We start from the raw sequence: 19950 nt of genomic DNA on the forward strand, positions 1-19950 counted from the left end.
ATAAAAGAAATTAATCACCCCCTTCTCTGCCAACCGCTCTTGATCATTCCTAAAAACGCACAACCCGCCATATGGCGGGTTGAATACACGAAAGCATAAAACTAAAAAAGCCCGCGTAAGCGGGCTTTTTATCAGCAATATAGATCGATGCTGTAATTTTCCAAAGCGAGAAAATTACATCATTCCGCCCATACCGCCCATTCCTGCGGCTGCACCGGCATCGTCACCACCTTTAGAAGGAAGATCAGCAATTGCTGCACCCGTTGTTAAAACCAGACCGGCAACAGACGCTGCATTCTGAAGTGCAGAACGGGTTACTTTAGCCGGATCAATGATCCCTGCTTCAAGCATATCAACGTACTCTTCCTTGTTGGCATCGAAACCGAAGTTACCTTCGCCTTCCATCACCTTGCTGACAATCACAGAACCTTCTAAACCACAGTTTGCTGCGATCTGACGCATTGGTTCTTCCATGGCGCGCAACGCAATTTGGATACCGACGTTTTGATCGTCGTTATCACCTTCAACATTGATTTGTGATTTTGCACGTACCAGAGCAACACCACCACCAGGAACAATCCCTTCCTGAACGGCAGCACGCGTTGCATGCAGGGCATCATCAACACGGTCTTTCTTCTCTTTCATTTCCACTTCAGTCGCTGCACCCAATTTCAGAACGGCCACACCGCCTGAAAGTTTTGCTAAACGCTCTTGAAGCTTCTCTTTATCATACTCGGAAGTCGTTGTTTCTAACTGAGACTTGATCATTGCACAACGACCGTCGATGTCTTCTTTTGAACCGGCACCGTCGATCAACTTCGTTGAATCTTTACCAATCACAGCAGACTTGGTTTCACCCAACATTTCCAAAGTAATCGCATCCAGGCCTAGACCCACTTCTTCAGAAATAACGGTACCGCCAGTCAAAATCGCCATATCTTGCAACATCGCTTTACGACGCTCACCGAATCCTGGCGCTTTAACCGCGGCAACTTTAACGATTCCGCGCATATTGTTGATCACCAGAGTCGCCAAGGCTTCACCGTCAACATCTTCTGCAATAATCAACAACGGACGACCGGTTTTAGAAACGGCTTCCAAAGTTGGCAACAGATCACGAATGTTAGAAATTTTCTTGTCGTGAAGCAAAATGAATGGGTTTTCCAACTCAGCCACCATTTTGTCCTGATTGGTCACAAAATATGGAGAAAGGTAACCACGGTCGAACTCCATACCTTCAACCACAACCAATTCATCTTCTAAAGAAGAACCTTCTTCAACAGTGATCACACCTTCGGTTGACACTTTTTCCATCGCTTCAGCGATCATCGCACCGACTTTTGAATCAGAGTTCGCAGAGATGGTTCCTACCTGCGCCCACGACGCTTTGGTGTCACAAGGCTTAGCCATTTTTTTGATCTCTTCAACCACCGCGTCTACCGCTTTGTGAATACCACGGTTCAGATCCATTGGGTTCATACCCGCCGCAACCGACTTCATCCCTTCACGAACGATCGCTTGCGCCAGAACCGTTGCCGTTGTGGTACCGTCACCCGCCACATCATTGGTTTGCGAAGAAACTTCTTTAACCATTTGGGCACCCATGTTCATGAACTTGTCTTCCAGTTCAATTTCACGTGCAACCGATACACCATCTTTCGTGACGGTTGGCGCACCAAATGACTTTTCCAGCACAACATTACGACCTTTAGGCCCCAAAGTCACTTTCACTGCGTCTGCCAGGATATTAATCCCTTCCACCATTTTTTCACGAGCATCTAAACCAAATTTGACGTCTTTTGCCATCTTTGTAATTCCTTATTAATCTTGTTAAAACGTTTCAGTTAAACCTTATTATTCAACGATTGCAACGATGTCATCTTCACGCATAATCAACAGCGCTTCACCGTTATCATCTTTGACTTCTTGCCCAGAGTATTGGCCAAACATCACCTTATCGCCCACTTTTACCGTCATGGCAACGATGTTACCTGAATCCGACGCTTTCCCCGGACCAACGGCAACCACTTCACCCATATTTTGCTGTTCTTGAGCTGAACCCGGTAGCAAAATACCACCCGCCGATTCTTTCTTCTCTTCAACACGGCGAATCACAACGCGGTCTTGTAAAGGTTTAATGTTCATAGGTTTCTCCTAAAAGTCCAAAATAAAAAGTAGTTACATAAAAGATTCCGCCGATGCAAAATAATTCCGATGGCTTATCTTGCATCGTCGTTTATGGCACTCACAGACCGGAAATTCCGGCGGCCAAATTGTTTTGTTTTAGCACTCACCTCTTGAGAGTGCTAAGAAAATTTTAGTCATCTTGTGACTTCTGTCAACTCATATGGAGACGATTAATTCGAATTCAAGGGTACATATAAAAAAAGATGGCATAAGAGCCATCTTTTTTGCATTTGAGCAGTACCCGCTCGTTATTCGCTCAGCACCAAATTATCACGATGAATTAAGGACTCATCATCCACATAACCCAAAATGGATTCAATTTGATGACTCGGCAGGCCGATGATTTTGTGCGCTTCATGAATGGAATAATTGGCTAGGCCACGTGCCACCTCATTGCCACTCTGATCGTAACAAACCACCATTTCTCCACGCTGAAATGTGCCTTGCACCTGTTTAACGCCAATCGGCAACAGGCTTTTGCCGGAATTTTTTAACACCTCAACAGCACCTTCGTCCAAAACCAATTTACCCTTGGCCTGCAAATGTCCGGCCAACCATTGCTGACGAGCGGTTAACGGCTCCAAATCCGGAATCAACAAGGTACCATAGGATTCTCCGGAAAACAGCTTGGGTAAGATCGACTCTTCACGCCCAGAGGCGATCAATGTGGCCGTCCCAGAACGCGCCGCACGCTTGGCCGCCATGACCTTGGTGTACATCCCGCCCTTTCCAAGCGCACCACCAGTCGGACTGGCCATCGCTTCAATATCCTTACGACTGACCTGCGCCTTGGAAATCAATTTGGCATTTGGGTTCTCGCGCGGATTATCATCATACAGCCCTTGCTGATCGGTCAGAATCACCAACACATCGGCTCCGATCAGATTCGCCGTTAATGCGGCCAAGGTATCATTATCGCCGAAACGAATTTCATCCGTGACCACGGTATCATTTTCGTTAATCACCGGGACCACGCCATACGAAAGCAAGGTCTGAACGGTGCTTTTAATGTTCAGGTAACGCTTACGGTTCGACAGATCATCATGCGTCATCAAAATCTGCGCGGTATGAATATCATAACGGGCAAACTCTGACTCATAAGCCTGAACCAACCCCATCTGCCCAACGGCTGCAGCCGCTTGCAACTCATGCAGTGCCGACGGGCGGCTTTGCCAACCTAAACGCTGCATCCCTTCCGCAACCGAACCGGATGACACAATAACCACTTCCACCCCTTGCTGACGCAGGTCAACAATTTGCGCCACCCACTTCTTCATAGCCTCAATGTTCAAGCCTTGCCCATCATTCGTCAGCAAAGCACTGCCGATTTTCACCACCCAACGTTTGGTCTGCTTTAATTGTGAACGTTCCATCTTTTTTAACCAGGCCTGTTAAAAATCGAAATCTTCTTCAACTGTGACGCGCTGCGCCGCTTTTTCAGCCATATCCTGCTCTTCGAACAACGCTTGTCGATTGCGCTCCAACGCATAGGCGATATCATTGACCAGCTTTTCCGTTCCCTTGCGCTCAGCGGCTGAGATACGATATACCGGTCCCTGCCATTGGATTTCAGTAAGGATGCGCTCGCACACTTCGTCCGCTTCCTCCTCCAACAGCAAATCAATTTTATTCAGCACCAACCAACGTTCTTTGCCCGCCAATTCGTCACTGTATTTTTCCAGCTCCTGCTCAATAACACGAATGGCTTCTACCGGGTCGGATTCATCCATCGGCGCAATGTCGACCACATGCAACAGTAGGCCGGTACGGGACAAGTGTTTTAAAAACTTGATTCCCAGCCCTGCGCCTTCTGCCGCCCCCTCGATCAGACCGGGAATGTCGGCCATCACAAAACTGGTTTCTGGCGACACACTGACCACGCCTAAATTTGGATAGAGCGTCGTAAATGGATAATTGGCCACTTTTGGTCGGGCGGCCGAAACCGCTGAAATCAAGCTTGATTTACCGGCATTTGGCAGACCAAGCAACCCAACATCGGCCAGAACTTTCAATTCCAGCATCAGGTTACGCTCATCGCCATCCTCTCCTGGTGTGCACTGCCTTGGGGTACGGTTACGACTGCTTTTGAAGTGGGTATTCCCCAAACCGTGACGGCCGCCTTGCGCCACCAGCAATTTTTGACCGTGTTCAGTCAAATCGCCGATCAGCTCGCGGGTATCCGTATCAGTGACCACCGTGCCCACTGGCACCAGGATCACCAAATCCTCACCAGCGGCACCGGTTTTTTGCTGCCCCATACCGGCTTGGCCATTTTGCGCTTTAAAACGCTTGTTGTAACGGAAATCGACCAGCGTGTTCAGGTTCCGATCGGCTTGCAGATAAACACTACCACCATCACCACCGTCACCGCCGTTAGGGCCTCCGAACGGAATGTATTTTTCGCGGCGAAAACTGACCACGCCATTACCGCCTCTTCCCGCCTCTACATGAATAGGTGCTTCATCTACAAACTGCATGAAAACTTCCTCACAACTGTCACTCGAACAGACCGTTAAAATCAAAATTCTATCATCAGGCGTTGATATATCGCCAAAATAAAAGCAACGATAAAAATCGTATGCAAAAAAAACGCCCCGACGGAGCGGGGCGTTTTCAACAATGTTTCTGAATGAATAAAATTATTCAGTTACGATTGTTACATAGGTACGTACTGGCTTACCTTTAGATACGAAAGCAACTTGACCGTCTGCTTTAGCAAATAAAGTATCGTCCTTACCACGACCAACGTTCACACCCGCGTGGAACTTGGTACCACGCTGACGAACGATGATGCTTCCCGCAGAAACCATCTCACCACCAAAACGCTTAACACCTAAGCGTTTGGCGTTGGAATCGCGACCGTTTTTAGTACTACCTGCAGCCTTCTTATGAGCCATGGTATAGTCCTCTTTTTAACGGTTCTGCTCCCTACTCAGAAACAGCGCCGTTTTTTTAATTCATCGAAACTTAAGCTTTTACAGTATTAAGCTGAGATCTTACCGATCTTAACTTCTGTATAGTTTTGGCGGTGGCCTTGCTTAGTCTTTGATCGGTTCTTACGACGACGGAACTTGATGATGGTAACTTTTTTACCACGACCGTTTGATTCAACAGTCGCTGTTACTTTCGCACCTTCAACAACAGGCGTACCAACTTTGATATCAGCGCCTTCACCAACCATCAATACTTCGTCGAACTCAACAGAATCGCCTGCTTCTGCATTCAATGATTCAATGCGTAGCACTTGACCTTCACGAACTCGATATTGCTTACCACCGGTTTTAATTACCGCGTACATGGAACTTCTCCCGGATTCAAAATTCTTTTACTAGCCGTCAACTTCGGCAAAGGCGGAATTATATAGTTTTTTAAAACTGAGGTCAAAATAATTTCGCGCAATTTTTCAACAAATTCCAACAGGCCTATCCACTTCGTCAAGCCCGCGCCTATTATATCTGAGCAAACTCCCAATAACACAAGAAAAAAACCGTAAATCAACCCCTTAACACCAACAGACTCAAAACCCTTGCAAACACTGGCACCCTCAAGCAAATCATACTAGAATAGGCGCTTTCAACTGAACGGATACGTCTTTGGCACGTGGCGAACTATGACTTTATCGGAAATTCGTAATCTTATTCTGGACGACATTCAGGCAACCGACGCCCTGATTCTGGAACGCCTGGCTTCAGACGTGGTTCTCATCAATCAGATTGGACACTATATTATTAACAGCGGCGGCAAACGTCTTCGCCCGTTGCTGGTTCTGCTCAGCGCTAAAGCCTGCGATTACCAGGGGACAGACCACCGCCTAATGGCGGCCGTCATTGAATTTATCCACACCTCCACCCTGTTGCATGACGATGTGGTTGATGAATCCGACACCCGCCGTGGCAACAAAACCGCGAATGAAGTCTGGGGCAATGCGGCGAGCGTTTTAGTCGGTGACTTCCTCTACTCGCGTTCTTTTGAAATGATGGTCGAACCGGGGCTGATGCGTATCATGGAAGTGATGTCTGAAGCCACCAATGTCATTGCGGCTGGAGAAGTGTTACAACTTTTGAACTGCCACGATGCCGACACCAGCGAAGCGCGCTATATGGAAGTCATCCATCGTAAAACCGCCAAGCTGTTTGAGGCCGCCACGCAGATGGGGCCCATCTTGGCCAACAAACCGCAACTGGAAGAGGCGTTTATCACCTATGGACGCCACCTAGGAGCCGCTTTCCAACTGATCGACGATGCTTTGGATTATATGGCCGATGAAGCCGAACTGGGCAAAAATCTTGGAGATGACTTGGCGGAAGGCAAACCGACGCTGCCGTTGATTTACGTTCTGGAGAACGGCAGCGAGGCGGATAAAGCAATTGTTCGCCGCGCCATTGAGAGCGATGGTATCAAGTTACTCAAAGAAGTCACGCAGATCATCCAAAATTCAGGCGCCTTGGAATACACCCAGCAGATGGCACAGCAGGAAGCCGATAAAGCCAAAGACGCCTTGAAAGAGCTTGAAGAGAGTCAAATTAAAACGGCGCTTTGCGCTTTGGCGGACTTGGCGGTCAAACGCAATCACTGATTGCCGAGTCACAATTTCTGTTACTCGTTAAAGAGCCGTTGTCCGAAATCCTCCAAGTTGCGAGCAGATCTGATCAAAACTTGGTTTTCAACTTCTGCTTGGCCTGTTCTTTTTGCTGCTCTTGCTTTTCAGCTTCTTCTGCCGCTAACTTTTCCATCGCGACCTGACGCTCTTGCTCCGAGTAGACCTTATACAATTCCAGATTATGCAGATGGGTTTTTTGCCAATCGATGCGTCTAAGCAGCCAGCGCACCAAAAAACGGATTACATGACACTCATCATAAGACTGGTACAGCACTTCCGGTTTGGCACGCATACCATGGACACGCTCAACGATAATGGTTTGCAGATCGTGACGGGGCTCTATACGAATAAAGCCACCATCACTTTCATCAAAACTGGTGCTGTAATAAATTCGCACGACCTTATTCATACTAAAAATGGCTTTAGCCAAAATCGTTGACTCAGGCCGTCCGCTCAACCCGACCGTATGAATAAAAATATTCTGCGTTTTTATACGCCGTATAAAACTTTCTACTTCTTCAAACGGAACTTCCCTGGTGGCCAGCTCCTGACGCTCACGCTCTCTCTTGAGCATGTCTGAACGTTTCTCAAGCTGTTTAAAAAAGTATTTAACCGCTGGTGTAATCTGGTTGGCGTCTTTCATTTTTACTACCTCTGAACAGGGTATCGGCCATTCAGACGTTTTTTAAAGCCCGAATTGATAAAAATTTAAGGTACCGCAGCACAACATCAACGGCGATATTCAATGCGCTTGACGCCCCAAAGAATCAGCAAACTGATGGCAATCAATGCCAAAGAAGGCAAGGCTGCACGTTCATAAAGCCCTTCAGCCGCCAGTTCATACACTTGAATGGCCAAAGTATCCCAGCCATACGGGCGCAAAAGATAGGTGGCCGGCAACTCCTTCATCACATCCACCGCCACCATCAAAAACGCCACCGCTGCACCGGGAAGAACCAATGGCAAGTAAACGCGCCGAAAAATCGTAAACCGGCCCGCTCCCATTGTCTGGGCCGCCTCGACATAGCTCGGCTGAACGCTTTCAAAGGCCCCTTCGACAGGCCCCAAGGCCACCGCAATAAAACGGCTTAAATAGGCATAAAGCAAAACTCCCAGGCCGCCCGATACCAGCAGTAGGGCCTCGATACCAAACCAGTGCTGCATACCGCGATCGATCATCATAAATACGAACAGGAGGCCGATCGCCATCACCGACCCAGGAAGCGCATACCCCATACTCGCCACCCCTAACAGCAAAGAATCGGTTCTGGAGCGCTCTCGCTTCCGGTACTTGATCGACAGTAACAGCAGGGCGACGGCAACCGCCATCACCGCCGCCATCACGCCCAACAACAATGAATTCCAGATCAGATTCCAATAGTGACCGCCCCACTCCACAGCAAAGTTTTGCCACGCCCAAATCAACAACTGGGTCACCGGCAACGCAAAAGCCAGCGTCACCACCAGAATGCTGACAACCGAGGCTAAGAGCGCTTGCCACCCTTTCAGACGATACGGCGGTTCCACCAGACACTGGTCGGTATAAAACTTAGCTCGCCCCCGACTGTATCGTTCCGCAAAAATCAGCAGAAAACTGAACAGTACCAGCAAGCTGGCCACCTGCGCCGCCACCTCAACGCTACGATAATCCTCCCACGCGGAATAGATGACCGTGGTGAAGGTGTCGTAATTAAAAATTGAAACAACTCCGAAATCAGACAAGGTTTCCATCAGCGCCAGAGTGATGCCAGCCACAATACTCGGCCGCGCCAAGGGCAAACTCACTTTCCAGAAAATCTTGAACGAGGAAGCGCCTAATGTTTGCCCGGCCTCAATAAAGGTATAGCGCTGCGACTGAAAGCCAATTCGCGCCAGCATATAAACATAGGGATAAAACACCAGGGTAAAAACCAAGATAACACTGGCGGAACCGGTACGAACATCAATGCCTTTAAAACTTGTCATCTCACGCAAGAAAGACTGAATCGGACCGGCAAAATCAAACAGACCCAAGTAGACGAAGGCCACAACATAGGCTGGCAACACGAAAGGCAGGAAAAATAACCACTCAAACCAACGGCGTCCGGGAAAATCGCACAAGGTCACTAACCAGGCCAAACCGGTTCCCAATATGCCGGCTCCCACCGCCACGCCGACAAGTAGCACCAGCGTGTTGACCAGCATATCGCTTAATAGCGTATCAACAAAGTGCTGTAACAGAGACCATTGAGGCGTCAGCCAGGACAGGCTCACCACGAAGATAGGGGCGGCCAGAACCACGGCCCAAAATAGCAGAACAAGACGACTTCGGTTCATCTAAATAACAATGAAACCAACATTAAAAGTTTGCAAATAGCCCATAACGCTCCAATACTTAGCGATATCCCATACGTTGCATCAATCTAACCGCATCGGCTTGCAGGGCTCCCACCTTTTGCAGGTTCAGGTCATCCTGCTTAAAACGACCCCATTTGGCAACCAAAGGATCCGCTGGCACCTCTGGATTCGCCGGATACTCTTTATTTAGAGAGGCAAACAGGCCTTGCGCTTGTTCACTCACCAGCCAACTCAATAGCTTATTCGCCAGCTCTGGATGCTTGGCATGTTTTAAAACTCCTGCACCGGAGACATTCACGTGGGTTCCGGTACTGTTCTGGTTCGCCCAAAATAGCTTCAGTGCCACGTCCGGTTGCTTTTCCTGCAAGCGCCCAAAGTAATAGGTGTTTACCAAACCGACATCGCACTGTCCCGCCAAAATAGCATCCATGATATGCGAATCTTTTGCCATAGGGGCTGACGCCAAATTACTCACCCAGCCTTTTACCATCTGTTCGGTTTTATCCTGACCATTGTGAGCCAATAATGCAGATACCAGTGACTTGGTATACACTTTTTTTGCCGTGCGCAAACACAAACGCCCTTTCCATTGAGGCTCTGCTAATGCTTCATAAGAGGACAATTCATCCGGCTTCACCCGTTCCGTGCTATACACAATCGTTCGGGCACGAATCGACAGGCCTGTCCATAACCCTTGAGGATCACGTAAATGCGCCGGAATGGCTTTAGCAACCTGCTGAGTTTGAATCGGCTGAAACAAGTCTTGTGATGCCGCATACCACAGATTACCCGCATCTACCGTCATCAACACATCCGCCGGCGTTGCACGGCCTTCCGCTTTAACTCGTTCAATTAACGCATTGTCTTTGCCGGTTAAATAGGAAACCTTAATACCGGTTTCTTTGGTAAAGGCATCAAAAACCGGTTTAATCAAATGCTCCTTACGCGAACTGTATACCACAACCTCAGGCTCATCGGCCGCTTGAGCCGATACAGCAAGTGCACTTAAACTCATCACGGAAGCCGCACTCCACATAAATAGCGCGCTTAATATACCGGAGAACCACTGCTTTAATTTCACTTTATGCCCTCTTCTTGCCTTTCAATTCAACGCCTAATGAACCGCCTGCCAGCTTTGCACTGCTCCAGACTGCATAGTCCCAATACGATCCGCCATCAAATCCGCTTCTCTCAGGTCATGAGTCACTAAAATGGCCGACACGCCTTCGGATTTCAGAACTTCTCGCATCTCGACCACCAAAGCGTAACGCGTATCCGCATCCAAACTTGAAAAAGGTTCATCCAACAATATCAAACCGGGACGCGGTGCGAGTGCACGGGCCAGGGCCACACGTTGCTGCTGACCTCCAGAAAGCTCATGCGGATACCGTTTTACCATCTCCTGCGGCAGGCGAATCAACTCCATCAACTCAGCCAAACGCTGCTGACGTTCCGCCTTACCCCATGATGAAATGCCAAACAGAATATTCTGTTCCACCGTCATATGCGGAAACAGCGCATAATCCTGAAACACCATACCGATGCCTCTTTTTTGCGGAGGCACTAGGCATTCCCCCTGGCAAAGCACGCAAGTTTGATTAAGATGGACCTCTCCTGATTGTGCACACTGCAGACCGGCAATCGCTCTCAGAACCGTCGTTTTACCGCTGCCACTCTGCCCAAGCAGCGCAACAATCTCCCCTCTGGGCATTTCCATGACAAAGTTTTGTAGCACTTGGCGTTCGCCCAGCGAAATGGATAAATCTTTAACCGCTAACACAATTTTCTTCCATATTAGAGTCAATCAGAATTATTATCATTTAACTTTTATAAGGCGCATGGTATACCGATTCAATAGTAATTTCAACATAAAAGATAATTATTCTTATTTACATAAGAACAAACCATACCACCGTAGACATAAAAAAGCCCCATCTATTGGGGCTTTTCATGTTTTTTTATCAACAATATTATTTATTGTAAGACTCAGAACGGCACATCGTCGTCGTCAAAATCATTAGGCACATAGGCTGGCGCCGGTTGCTGCTGAGGCTGCCCCATTGCGCCGCCTCTATTTTGCTGACCACCCTGGTTAAACGAACCGCTCATGCCGCCTTGATGACCCGGCGCCGCCTGGCTTTGTGGAGCCACATTCATGCCCCCCATACCTTGCTGTGGCGCTTGTGGAGTGGACTGTCCCATGCCCGCATTCATGCCACCCATCGGATTGGCTGGCGCCGTCTGGTTGAAACCGCTATTATCAAAGGCGGCATCACCACCACCGGAACGGCCGCCTAACATCTGCATAGTGCCACTAAAACCGTCCAGAACGACTTCCGTACTGTATCTGTCTTGACCGGTATTTTGATCCTGCCATTTGCGCGTTTGCAATTTACCTTCCAGATACACCTGAGAGCCTTTGGTCAGGTATTGTCCGGCCACTTCGGCTAACTTGCCAAACATCACAACACGGTGCCATTCGGTCTTTTCCTGCTTTTGTCCAGTCGCCTTATCGGTCCACTGCTCACTGGTCGCCACACTCAAGTTGGCAATCGCATTACCGTTTGCAGAATATTTGACTTCCGGATCTCTTCCCAGAGTTCCTACTAAAATGACCTTGTTTACACCACGCATACCGTTTTCGTCTCTTAAAATAATTACAAATTCTTCAATACACTCTTTTAGGCATTGTTTCGACTCTGCTCAATATAACCAATCAGAGCCTCTTCATTAAGGAGCTTACGATCTACCTTAAAGTAGGCGCGCTCCTCTTCCGGCAGAATGACAACTTCATAGATACCATCATAAGCCAGCAACTGTTTTTCCAAGTCGGCCACTTCATTTTGCTGTACCGGGCCAACCGGTACGGAGGCAATACTGAGCGGCAATGGTTTTTGCATCGTTGCCGCAGCCAGTAACCAAACAACACCGATCAATGCCGTAAAGATAAAGACCCCATTATAACCATAATGCTGGTAAAAATATCCACCTAAAACACCACCCAAAGCAGCGCCTAAAAACTGGCTGGTGGAATAGACTCCGCTGGCCGTTCCCTTCTTGTCCGCAGGTGCTAACTTCACCACCAAAGAAGGCAACGAGGCTTCTAGCAAATTAAAAGCGGTAAAGAAAATCAGCAGCAGAATAAACAATGACCAGAAACTTTCATGAAAATTCATAAAGCCGATCTGCATCAAGGTAATCGTGGCGATCGCACCGACAAAAACCGGCTTCATGCGCCCACGGCTTTCGGCCTGAATAATAAACGGCACCATTAAGGCAAACGACAGCAACATGACCGGCAGATAAATCTCCCAATGACTTAAACTATCAAGTCCGGCTCCGTCACGCAATGCCAGTGGCAAGACCACAAACATCGCGGTCAAGGTGGCATGCAAAATGAACACGCCGAGATCCAGACGCAACAGTTGCGGGTTACGTAAAATAGCGCCGAATTGGCTCGGATCGGTTTCCGCCTCGCGCTGAAACACCTGATTCTCAATTTTGGGCAGAGCGAACACCACCAGCACAATCCCGATCAAAGCCAACAGTGCCGTCACCCAGAAGATGCCGCGGACGCCGAACCAACTGGCCAGCAACGGCCCGGCAATCAGGGACAAGGTAAATGACAAACCAATGGTCATCCCCACAATCGACATAGCTCGCAAGCGGAAACGTTCACTGACCAAGTCAGCCACAGAGGCCATCAGTACCGCCGCTACCGCGCCCATCCCCTGCAAGGCTCGACCTACAATCATCATCTCAATCGAATCGGCAAGCGCGCACACCACGGAACCGACCATAAATACCAGCATGCCGACAATAATCAGCGGCTTGCGCCCATATTTATCGGACAGCATGCCGTATGGAATCTGTAATAGTGCTTGGGTCAATCCATAAATACCGATCGCAATCCCGATTTGCAGCCCCGTTACCTGATCAAACTCTGCTTCGGCAAACAGCGCGAAGACGGGGAAGATCATAAACAAGCCGAGCATGCGAGTTGAAAAGATGCCGGCAACGGAAAAAGCCGCGCGTTTTTCGATTGCGTTCATGGACACCGGAGAAGGTACAGACATTTCAATATCCCGAATCAATGAAGATTAGACAGTCATCCCGTTAATGCACCACCAAGGGCGATTAGACGGAGATCATCATGAAGCCGATTTCGCTCGGCAAATAAAGTCAGCAATTATACCATTGCTGCACACTCAACTGGCTATAATTGAGACAGCTACAAACAGCGATAATCCACATTCCAGCTCACACGCTTCAAGGGGAGGGGATATGAAAACCACCACTCACTTTCGACCCAACTTGTTCTACAGTTTATTGGCTTTGCTGCTCATCAGCTTCTCCGCGCACGCCAGCCCGCAACCGGAGGAGGCTGACACGGATGAACACCGCGTCCACTTTTCCATCAGCAACAGTCAAAAAGTAGCCAACAATACCGCCGACATCACCCTGCAAGCCATCGCCCAAGGCCCCAACGCCCAATCGGTGATGCAGCAGATCAACCAACAGATGCAGGCGGCCATCAAATCACTGCGTTTAAATGATGAGGTCGTCACCCAGACCTCCTCTTATCAGGTCTACCCGGTACACAACAAACAGCGAATCATTACCCACTGGAAAGGCCAGCAATCGCTGACACTGACCACACAAAACTTACCAGGCCTGCCCACTCTGCTGGAAAACGTCGAACCGCACCTGAGCTATCAATCTCTGCATTTTCGCGTGTCGGACGCGCGTCAGCAACAAGTACGTCAGCAGCTGATATCGAAAGCCCTGCAACACTATCAACAGCAAGCCAAACGCATTGCCGAAAGTTTTGCCACCAGTCAATACCGATTTGTGGACACCCGCATTCACTTTGGCGCCAACAATATCCCACGCCAGCCAATGCTGGCGCGCAGCTATGCGGAAACGGCCTCCGCCCCACCGGTGATGGAAGGCGGTGAAAGCACCATTACAGTCGTGGTAGAAGGCGAACTGGCTCTGCCCACGCCTCCTTAATCCAATCTCCCCTGACCAGGCCTGCTCAGTGTTTAAATCTTTTTTTGACTCACGACCGCATCAAACCACCGCCTATAAACTGAACAGGCCTGTTCAGAATTCCCCGCCATTACTTTCTAAACCGCTTCGCCCTGCGTATTTTCAGGCGGTTATTGCTATGCAAATTCTTGTTATAATGGTTCTTTTTCCCAACTCGATGGTCGTTCATGCTTGAAGAAATTGTGATCCAAGGGGCGCGTACCCATAACTTAAAAAACATTGACGTGACTTTGCCGCGTGACAAACTGATTGTGATTACCGGCCTCTCCGGTTCCGGCAAGTCCTCGCTAGCGTTTGATACCATTTATGCCGAAGGCCAGCGCCGTTATGTCGAATCGCTGTCGGCTTATGCGCGCCAGTTTCTTTCGGTGATGGAAAAACCGGATGTCGATCACATTGAAGGCTTATCGCCAGCCATCTCCATCGAACAGAAATCCACCTCGCACAACCCGCGTTCTACCGTAGGCACGGTCACCGAAATCTACGACTACCTGCGTTTGCTTTATGCACGGACCGGAACCCCGCGTTGCCCGACCCACGGCTGCGATCTGGAAGCACAAACCGTCAGCCAGATGGTGGACCATACCTTAACGCTGCCCGAAGGCAGCAAATGCCTGCTGATCGCTCCGGTGATTCGCGGCAAAAAAGGCGAACACCATCAACTGCTGGATGAGCTGCAGGCTCAGGGTTACATCCGCGTACGCATCGATGGCGAGGTCCGGGAGCTGGACGGCACCATTGCTCTCGATAAAAACAAAAAACACAATATCGATGTGATTATCGACCGTTTCAAAATCCGCGACGATATTAAGCAACGACTTGCCGAATCGTTTGAAACCGCCTTGCGCTTGGCCGACGGCATTGCCCAAGTCCTGCCGATGGATCCGCAAGACGACTTTGAACTGCTGTTCTCAGAAAAATTTTCCTGCCCGCACTGCGGCTATTCGGTACCGGAACTGGAACCGCGGATTTTCTCGTTTAACAATCCGCACGGCGCTTGCCCAAGCTGTGATGGCTTGGGCGTCAAAGAGAACTTTGATCCGAAGAAAATCATTACCCATCCTGAACTGAGCCTGGCAGGCGGCGCGATTCGCGGCTGGGACCGCCGTCATAAATACTATTACGATCTGCTCAAGGCGGTCGCCGACCATTACGGATTCGATGTTGAAACCCCTTGGGAAGCACTTTCATCCGAACACCAAAAAGTGATTCTGTACGGTTCGGGCAACAAGAAGATTCCATTGCCACATGGTAAATACAGCGACGTTCGCCGTTTTGAAGGGGTGATTCCGAATATGGAACGCCGCTTTGCCGAGACCGAAAGCAAATCGGTGCGTGATGAACTGGATAAGTATCGCGTCACCAATGTGTGTGAAAGCTGCCACGGCACTCGCCTGAATACCGCGGCGCGACATGTGTTTATCGCCGACCGCTCGCTGCCCTCTCTGACCGAATTGCCAATCAACGAGTTGCATGACTTCTTCAGCACCCTGGAACTCACGGGCTCCAAAGGAGAAATCGCCGGCAAAATCATAAAAGAGATTCATGACCGCCTGAGCTTTTTGGTCAATGTCGGACTCAATTACCTGACGTTAAACCGCAGTGCAGAAACCCTCTCCGGAGGGGAAGCACAGCGTATCCGTCTGGCCAGCCAGATCGGTGCTGGTCTGGTTGGCGTGATGTATGTGCTCGATGAACCCTCTATCGGCTTGCACCAGCGTGATAACGACCGCCTGCTTGCCACACTGACCCACCTGCGCGATTTGGGGAACACGGTCATCGTGGTCGAGCACGACGAAGATGCGATTCGTGCTGCGGATTATGTGCTCGACATTGGGCCCGGTGCAGGGATTCACGGCGGACGCGTCATGGCACAAGGCACACCGCAAGAGGTCATGGACAACCCCGACTCCTTAACCGGACAGTTCTTGAAAGGCACCCGTAAAATCGAAGTGCCGGGTGAACGCCTTAAACCGCAGGACGATAAATGGCTAAGCATTCACGGCGCCAGCGGCAATAACTTGCAAGATGTCACCTTGCAAATTCCGGCAGGTCTGCTCACTTGCGTCACCGGGGTTTCCGGTTCCGGGAAATCGACCCTGATAAATGAAACCCTGTCGAAGATTGCCGCCAACGAACTCAACGGCGCGCAGCAGCCTACGGCACCTTATGCATCGGTTGAAGGCCTGGAGCATTTCGATAAGTCGGTCAATATTGACCAAAGCGCGATCGGGCGCACGCCGCGCTCCAATCCGGCCACCTACACGGGGCTGTTTACCCCGATCCGCGAACTGCTTTCCGCGACGCCTGAAGCGCGTACCCGCGGTTATACGCCCGGGCGCTTCAGCTTCAATGTGAAAGGCGGACGCTGTGAAGCGTGCCAGGGTGATGGCGTGCTCAAAGTGGAAATGCACTTTTTGCCGGATGTCTATGTCCCCTGTGATGTGTGCCACGGTGCACGCTATAACCGAGAAACGCTGCAAGTAGAGTACAAGGGCAAAAACATTCACGACATTCTGGACATGACGGTGGAGGATGCCCGTGCATTCTTTGATGCCATCCCGGTGATCGCCCGAAAACTGCAGACTCTGATCGACGTGGGCCTAGGGTACATCAAGCTCGGCCAGAGTGCGACCACCCTTTCCGGCGGGGAAGCGCAACGCATCAAACTGGCCAAGGAACTCTCCAAACGCGACACGGGGAATACGCTCTACATTCTGGACGAACCGACCACCGGGCTGCACTTCCACGATATCGAACTGCTTCTCAAGGTCATCCGCCACCTGCGCGACCAGGGCAATACCATCGTCATTATCGAGCACAATCTGGATGTGATTAAAACCGCCGACTGGATTGTCGATCTCGGCCCCGAAGGCGGCTCCGGAGGCGGGCAGATCATCGCCACCGGAACACCAGAGGAAGTAGCCAGCAATCCAGATTCGCATACCGGCTACTACCTGAAAAAGCTATTAGGGTAGCGCATCATGCAACGGGGCCTGAAGAAAACAACCTACATCTCCACTCTCTTGGCCCTATGCACACGCGTCAGCCAACTGACCGGCCTGGTGATCTTACTTCTCGTGGTTTTAACCAGGCCTGTCCATTCTCAAGAACGGGACTGGATGGATTGGCAAGATCCTGCCTACATTGAAAAGGCCTTTATGGAAATCGCTTTTAAGAGTGAATACCGTCACGGCGTCTCGACCCTAGGCAAATGGAATCGCTCCACTCCCATTCGTTACCAATTCATCTATCAACAGACCGCCCGCAATCCCATGATCGAATCCTTGTTCCAGGCGCATCTGGATCACCTTGTTCAGATCACCTCACAACCGATTGAACGCAACGACCAGTATGCCAACCTGAAGATCATTCTGACTCAGGACCGCCTGTATAAAAAAGCGATTAGGGAATTTACCCACAGCCAGGTTGAAAACCTAGAACGAGACAGCCACTGCATGGCTTCTTATCAGCGTGCAAAAAACGGAGAAATTCGGCAGGCGGTGGTTATTTTACCGGTCGACCATGTCTTCAGTCGCGGTCTTTTAGCCTCTTGTGTTGTCGAGGAAACGACACAAATCATGGGACTGCCCAATGACTCGGATTGGGTCACACCCAGCATTGCCAACGACAGCAGTCAACTTGAATTGTTAAGCGGTTTGGATTACATCTTTCTCAAGATTCTCTATAACCGGGGACTGAAGGCGGGCATGGATATCAAACAAAGCCGAAAGATTATTCAGCAAATCATCCACACCCTACAAAAAAACGGTACCATCAAAGCGGCGGAAACACAGGTGAAAACTCACGGCTTATACCGTTTGTTGAATTAATGGTTATTCCTTTTCGGCCAGCTTTTGAATCACATGACCGGCCAGCATCAATCCAAACAGGCCCGGCATATAACTCGCTGTGCCGTTGACGACCCGGCCCCGGGCACCGGCAATCTCTTCCATCGGCCCTGGAGCCTTAGGCACTTCTGTGGAAAAAACCGTCATGACGCCCTTTGCAATGCGCTGCTTTTTAAGGCGCTGGCGCATATTGCGTGCTAATGCACAACCGTGTGTTTTAGAGATATCTGCAAGCACGACCTTACTCGGATCGACACGACGTCCGGCTCCCATACTAGATGCAACATTAAACCCCTTCTGCACCGCTTTTGCGACCAGTGCCACTTTGCAGTTGAGGCTGTCAATGGCATCGACCACATAGTCGTAATCTTCATTGAGAAGCGCATCCATATCATCAGGATGCGCAAACTCGGTAATCGCGCTCACGACACAGTCCGGATTGATATCTCGAATACGTTGTAGCATCGCATGCGTTTTAAGCTGTCCCTGGGTAGAGTGAAGGGCAATAATTTGTCGATTCATATTAGAGGGTGAGACAACGTCATGGTCTAGAATGGTTAACCGCCCAACCCCGGCCCGCGCTAAGGCTTCAATCACAAAGCCACCAACACCACCAACACCCGCCACAAAAACATGCGAGTTCTGAAGATTGCGAATACCTTGCTCGCTAAAAACCAATAAACTACGCTCAAACAGTGGGGAAAACAAATCACACCTCGCATTCTTCAATAAACTTAAAAACAGAATTGGCATTATTAAACAGGCAACGTTGGGCTTCGGCAACCGTTAATTTCTTAAGTGATGCGATTCGCTCAATGATCACAACAATATCCTTCAAATGTCCCTTTGAACGGCCAGGCAAGGCGATATTAGGTGCATCTGTTTCACTGACTATGTGTCTAATATCGAAATGCTCGACCAGAGCATGGTAGCGACGCGCATTCTCTCTGAGCAAAATGCCATTAACGCCAAATTTAAACCCTAAATCCACATATTGCTGTGCAATATTAACACTCGATCCCAATGAATGAATCACCCCTTGCACATCATACCGCTTTAACAAAGCTATCACTTCATTGTGCGCCTTATAGACATGAACAGAGATTGGTAACGCTAATTCATGAGCAAGCTTTAATTGCGCCTCAAATACCTCTAGCTGTAAATCACGACTAGCTTTATGGTTAAGACCAAAGTCCAGTCCGATCTCGCCTATCGCATGCACTTTGATCTGCGATAACAACGAATATAGGAAATGAAGGTCATCTACTGAGTGATCTGACACAAACCAAGGATGGATGCCAAGAGCGATACGGATATTAGAATATTTTTCATTGAGTCTAAGGAGTTGCTGCCAGTTGTTTTTATCAGTCCCCATGCTTAGGTAAACACAGTCAGCACTCAACGAAGTTTTCAAATCGTTAGGATCGATCTGATCCAAATGACAATGGGTATCAACCAACATAAATTTTGCCTATAAAAAAAGCCGGTAAAACCGGCTTTTTTAGTAACAGCATATCTGGCTTATTCTGCAGCTTCAGTTGCATCCGCTTGAGGACGGTCAACCAATTCTACAATTGCCATTGGTGCATTATCACCAGGACGGTAACCGCACTTAAGAATACGGATGTACCCACCTGGACGAGTTTGGTAACGAGGACCTAACTCTGAGAATAATTTACCAACAGCCGCCTTATCACCTAGACGAGCAAAAGCGATACGACGGTTGTGAACACTGTCATTTTTTGCAAGTGTAATCAAAGGCTCTGCAACAGTACGCAGTTCTTTAGCCTTAGCAACCGTAGTACGAATCACTTCATGCTCAAAAAGTGAAGCAGACATGTTTTTAAACATCGCCTTTCGGTGTGAGCTATTACGATTAAACTTACGACCTGATTTACCATGACGCATGATAGCTTCCTTATA

At 49.2% G+C, this 19950-nt stretch carries 19 protein-coding genes; 4 read left to right on the plus strand and 15 right to left on the minus strand.

Features of this window, described 5'->3' with window-relative positions:
• Positions 1-174: 174 nt before the first annotated feature.
• The 6 genes from groL to rplU form a co-directional block, all read right to left on the minus strand.
• Positions 175-1806 (minus strand): chaperonin GroEL, encoded by a 1632-nt coding sequence (gene groL / locus QCB44_RS10580; protein ID WP_279409928.1) that lies wholly within the window; start codon positions 1804-1806, stop codon positions 175-177.
• A 48-nt stretch (positions 1807-1854) separates the two neighbouring features.
• Positions 1855-2145 (minus strand): co-chaperone GroES, encoded by a 291-nt coding sequence (locus tag QCB44_RS10585; protein WP_279409929.1) that lies wholly within the window; start codon positions 2143-2145, stop codon positions 1855-1857.
• Between the two features lie 290 nt (positions 2146-2435).
• Entirely contained in the window at positions 2436-3560 is a 1125-nt protein-coding gene (proB, locus tag QCB44_RS10590; RefSeq protein ID WP_279409930.1) for a glutamate 5-kinase, read from the minus strand.
• Positions 3561-3578: 18 nt separating this feature from the next.
• Entirely contained in the window at positions 3579-4664 is a 1086-nt protein-coding gene (gene cgtA, locus QCB44_RS10595; protein ID WP_279409931.1) for an Obg family GTPase CgtA, read from the minus strand.
• A gap of 162 nt (positions 4665-4826) precedes the next feature.
• The gene (gene rpmA, locus QCB44_RS10600; RefSeq protein ID WP_279409932.1) at positions 4827-5084 is read right to left on the minus strand and encodes a 50S ribosomal protein L27; all 258 of its coding nucleotides are present in this window, start codon (positions 5082-5084) and stop codon (positions 4827-4829) included.
• A gap of 86 nt (positions 5085-5170) precedes the next feature.
• Entirely contained in the window at positions 5171-5485 is a 315-nt protein-coding gene (gene rplU / locus QCB44_RS10605) for a 50S ribosomal protein L21 (protein WP_279409933.1), read from the minus strand.
• Positions 5486-5797: 312 nt separating this feature from the next.
• Here rplU and ispB point away from each other — a divergent pair, with 312 nt between their 5' ends.
• A complete protein-coding gene (gene ispB / locus QCB44_RS10610; protein WP_279409934.1) occupies positions 5798-6763 on the plus strand; it encodes an octaprenyl diphosphate synthase in 966 nt (321 codons plus the stop codon).
• 73 nt (positions 6764-6836) lie between these two features.
• Here the strand turns inward: ispB and QCB44_RS10615 are convergent, their stop codons facing one another.
• The 6 genes from QCB44_RS10615 to QCB44_RS10640 form a co-directional block, all read right to left on the minus strand.
• Positions 6837-7430 carry a hypothetical protein gene (locus tag QCB44_RS10615; protein ID WP_279409935.1) on the minus strand — a complete coding sequence of 198 codons (594 nt, stop codon included), beginning with the start codon at positions 7428-7430 and terminating at the stop codon, positions 6837-6839.
• 86 nt (positions 7431-7516) lie between these two features.
• Positions 7517-9103 (minus strand): iron ABC transporter permease, encoded by a 1587-nt coding sequence (locus tag QCB44_RS10620; protein ID WP_279409936.1) that lies wholly within the window; start codon positions 9101-9103, stop codon positions 7517-7519.
• A gap of 58 nt (positions 9104-9161) precedes the next feature.
• The gene (locus tag QCB44_RS10625; protein ID WP_279409937.1) at positions 9162-10205 is read right to left on the minus strand and encodes an extracellular solute-binding protein; all 1044 of its coding nucleotides are present in this window, start codon (positions 10203-10205) and stop codon (positions 9162-9164) included.
• Between the two features lie 33 nt (positions 10206-10238).
• Positions 10239-10904: an ABC transporter ATP-binding protein gene (locus QCB44_RS10630; protein ID WP_279409938.1), complete on the minus strand. Its 666-nt coding sequence runs from the start codon at positions 10902-10904 to the stop codon at positions 10239-10241.
• A 206-nt stretch (positions 10905-11110) separates the two neighbouring features.
• Positions 11111-11758 (minus strand): single-stranded DNA-binding protein, encoded by a 648-nt coding sequence (gene ssb / locus QCB44_RS10635; protein ID WP_279409939.1) that lies wholly within the window; start codon positions 11756-11758, stop codon positions 11111-11113.
• A 47-nt stretch (positions 11759-11805) separates the two neighbouring features.
• Entirely contained in the window at positions 11806-13200 is a 1395-nt protein-coding gene (locus tag QCB44_RS10640; RefSeq protein WP_279409940.1) for an MFS transporter, read from the minus strand.
• Between the two features lie 208 nt (positions 13201-13408).
• On the opposite strand from QCB44_RS10640, the gene QCB44_RS10645 reads away from it, so the two are divergent.
• The 3 genes from QCB44_RS10645 to QCB44_RS10655 all read left to right on the plus strand — a co-directional run bounded on the left by QCB44_RS10645 (position 13409) and on the right by QCB44_RS10655 (position 18009).
• Entirely contained in the window at positions 13409-14137 is a 729-nt protein-coding gene (locus tag QCB44_RS10645) for an SIMPL domain-containing protein (protein ID WP_279409941.1), read from the plus strand.
• A 206-nt stretch (positions 14138-14343) separates the two neighbouring features.
• Positions 14344-17154, plus strand: coding sequence for an excinuclease ABC subunit UvrA (uvrA, locus tag QCB44_RS10650; protein WP_279409942.1), 2811 nt, complete (start codon positions 14344-14346; stop codon positions 17152-17154).
• Between the two features lie 6 nt (positions 17155-17160).
• A complete protein-coding gene (locus tag QCB44_RS10655) occupies positions 17161-18009 on the plus strand; it encodes a DUF2927 domain-containing protein (RefSeq protein ID WP_279409943.1) in 849 nt (282 codons plus the stop codon).
• A gap of 3 nt (positions 18010-18012) precedes the next feature.
• On the opposite strand, the gene QCB44_RS10660 is transcribed toward QCB44_RS10655, so the two are convergent.
• The 3 genes from QCB44_RS10660 to rplQ are packed head-to-tail and all read right to left on the minus strand — an operon-like array spanning position 18013 to position 19935.
• Positions 18013-18780: a tRNA threonylcarbamoyladenosine dehydratase gene (locus QCB44_RS10660; protein WP_279409944.1), complete on the minus strand. Its 768-nt coding sequence runs from the start codon at positions 18778-18780 to the stop codon at positions 18013-18015.
• Positions 18737-19489 carry a TatD family hydrolase gene (locus tag QCB44_RS10665; protein WP_279409945.1) on the minus strand — a complete coding sequence of 251 codons (753 nt, stop codon included), beginning with the start codon at positions 19487-19489 and terminating at the stop codon, positions 18737-18739. The genes QCB44_RS10660 and QCB44_RS10665 overlap by 44 nt, the downstream gene beginning before the upstream one ends.
• 59 nt (positions 19490-19548) lie before the next feature.
• Entirely contained in the window at positions 19549-19935 is a 387-nt protein-coding gene (gene rplQ / locus QCB44_RS10670) for a 50S ribosomal protein L17 (RefSeq protein WP_279409946.1), read from the minus strand.
• Positions 19936-19950: the final 15 nt, after the last annotated feature.

The sequence above is a fragment of the Thiomicrorhabdus sp. zzn3 genome (assembly GCF_029767755.1).
GTDB lineage: Bacteria > Pseudomonadota > Gammaproteobacteria > Thiomicrospirales > Thiomicrospiraceae > Thiomicrorhabdus.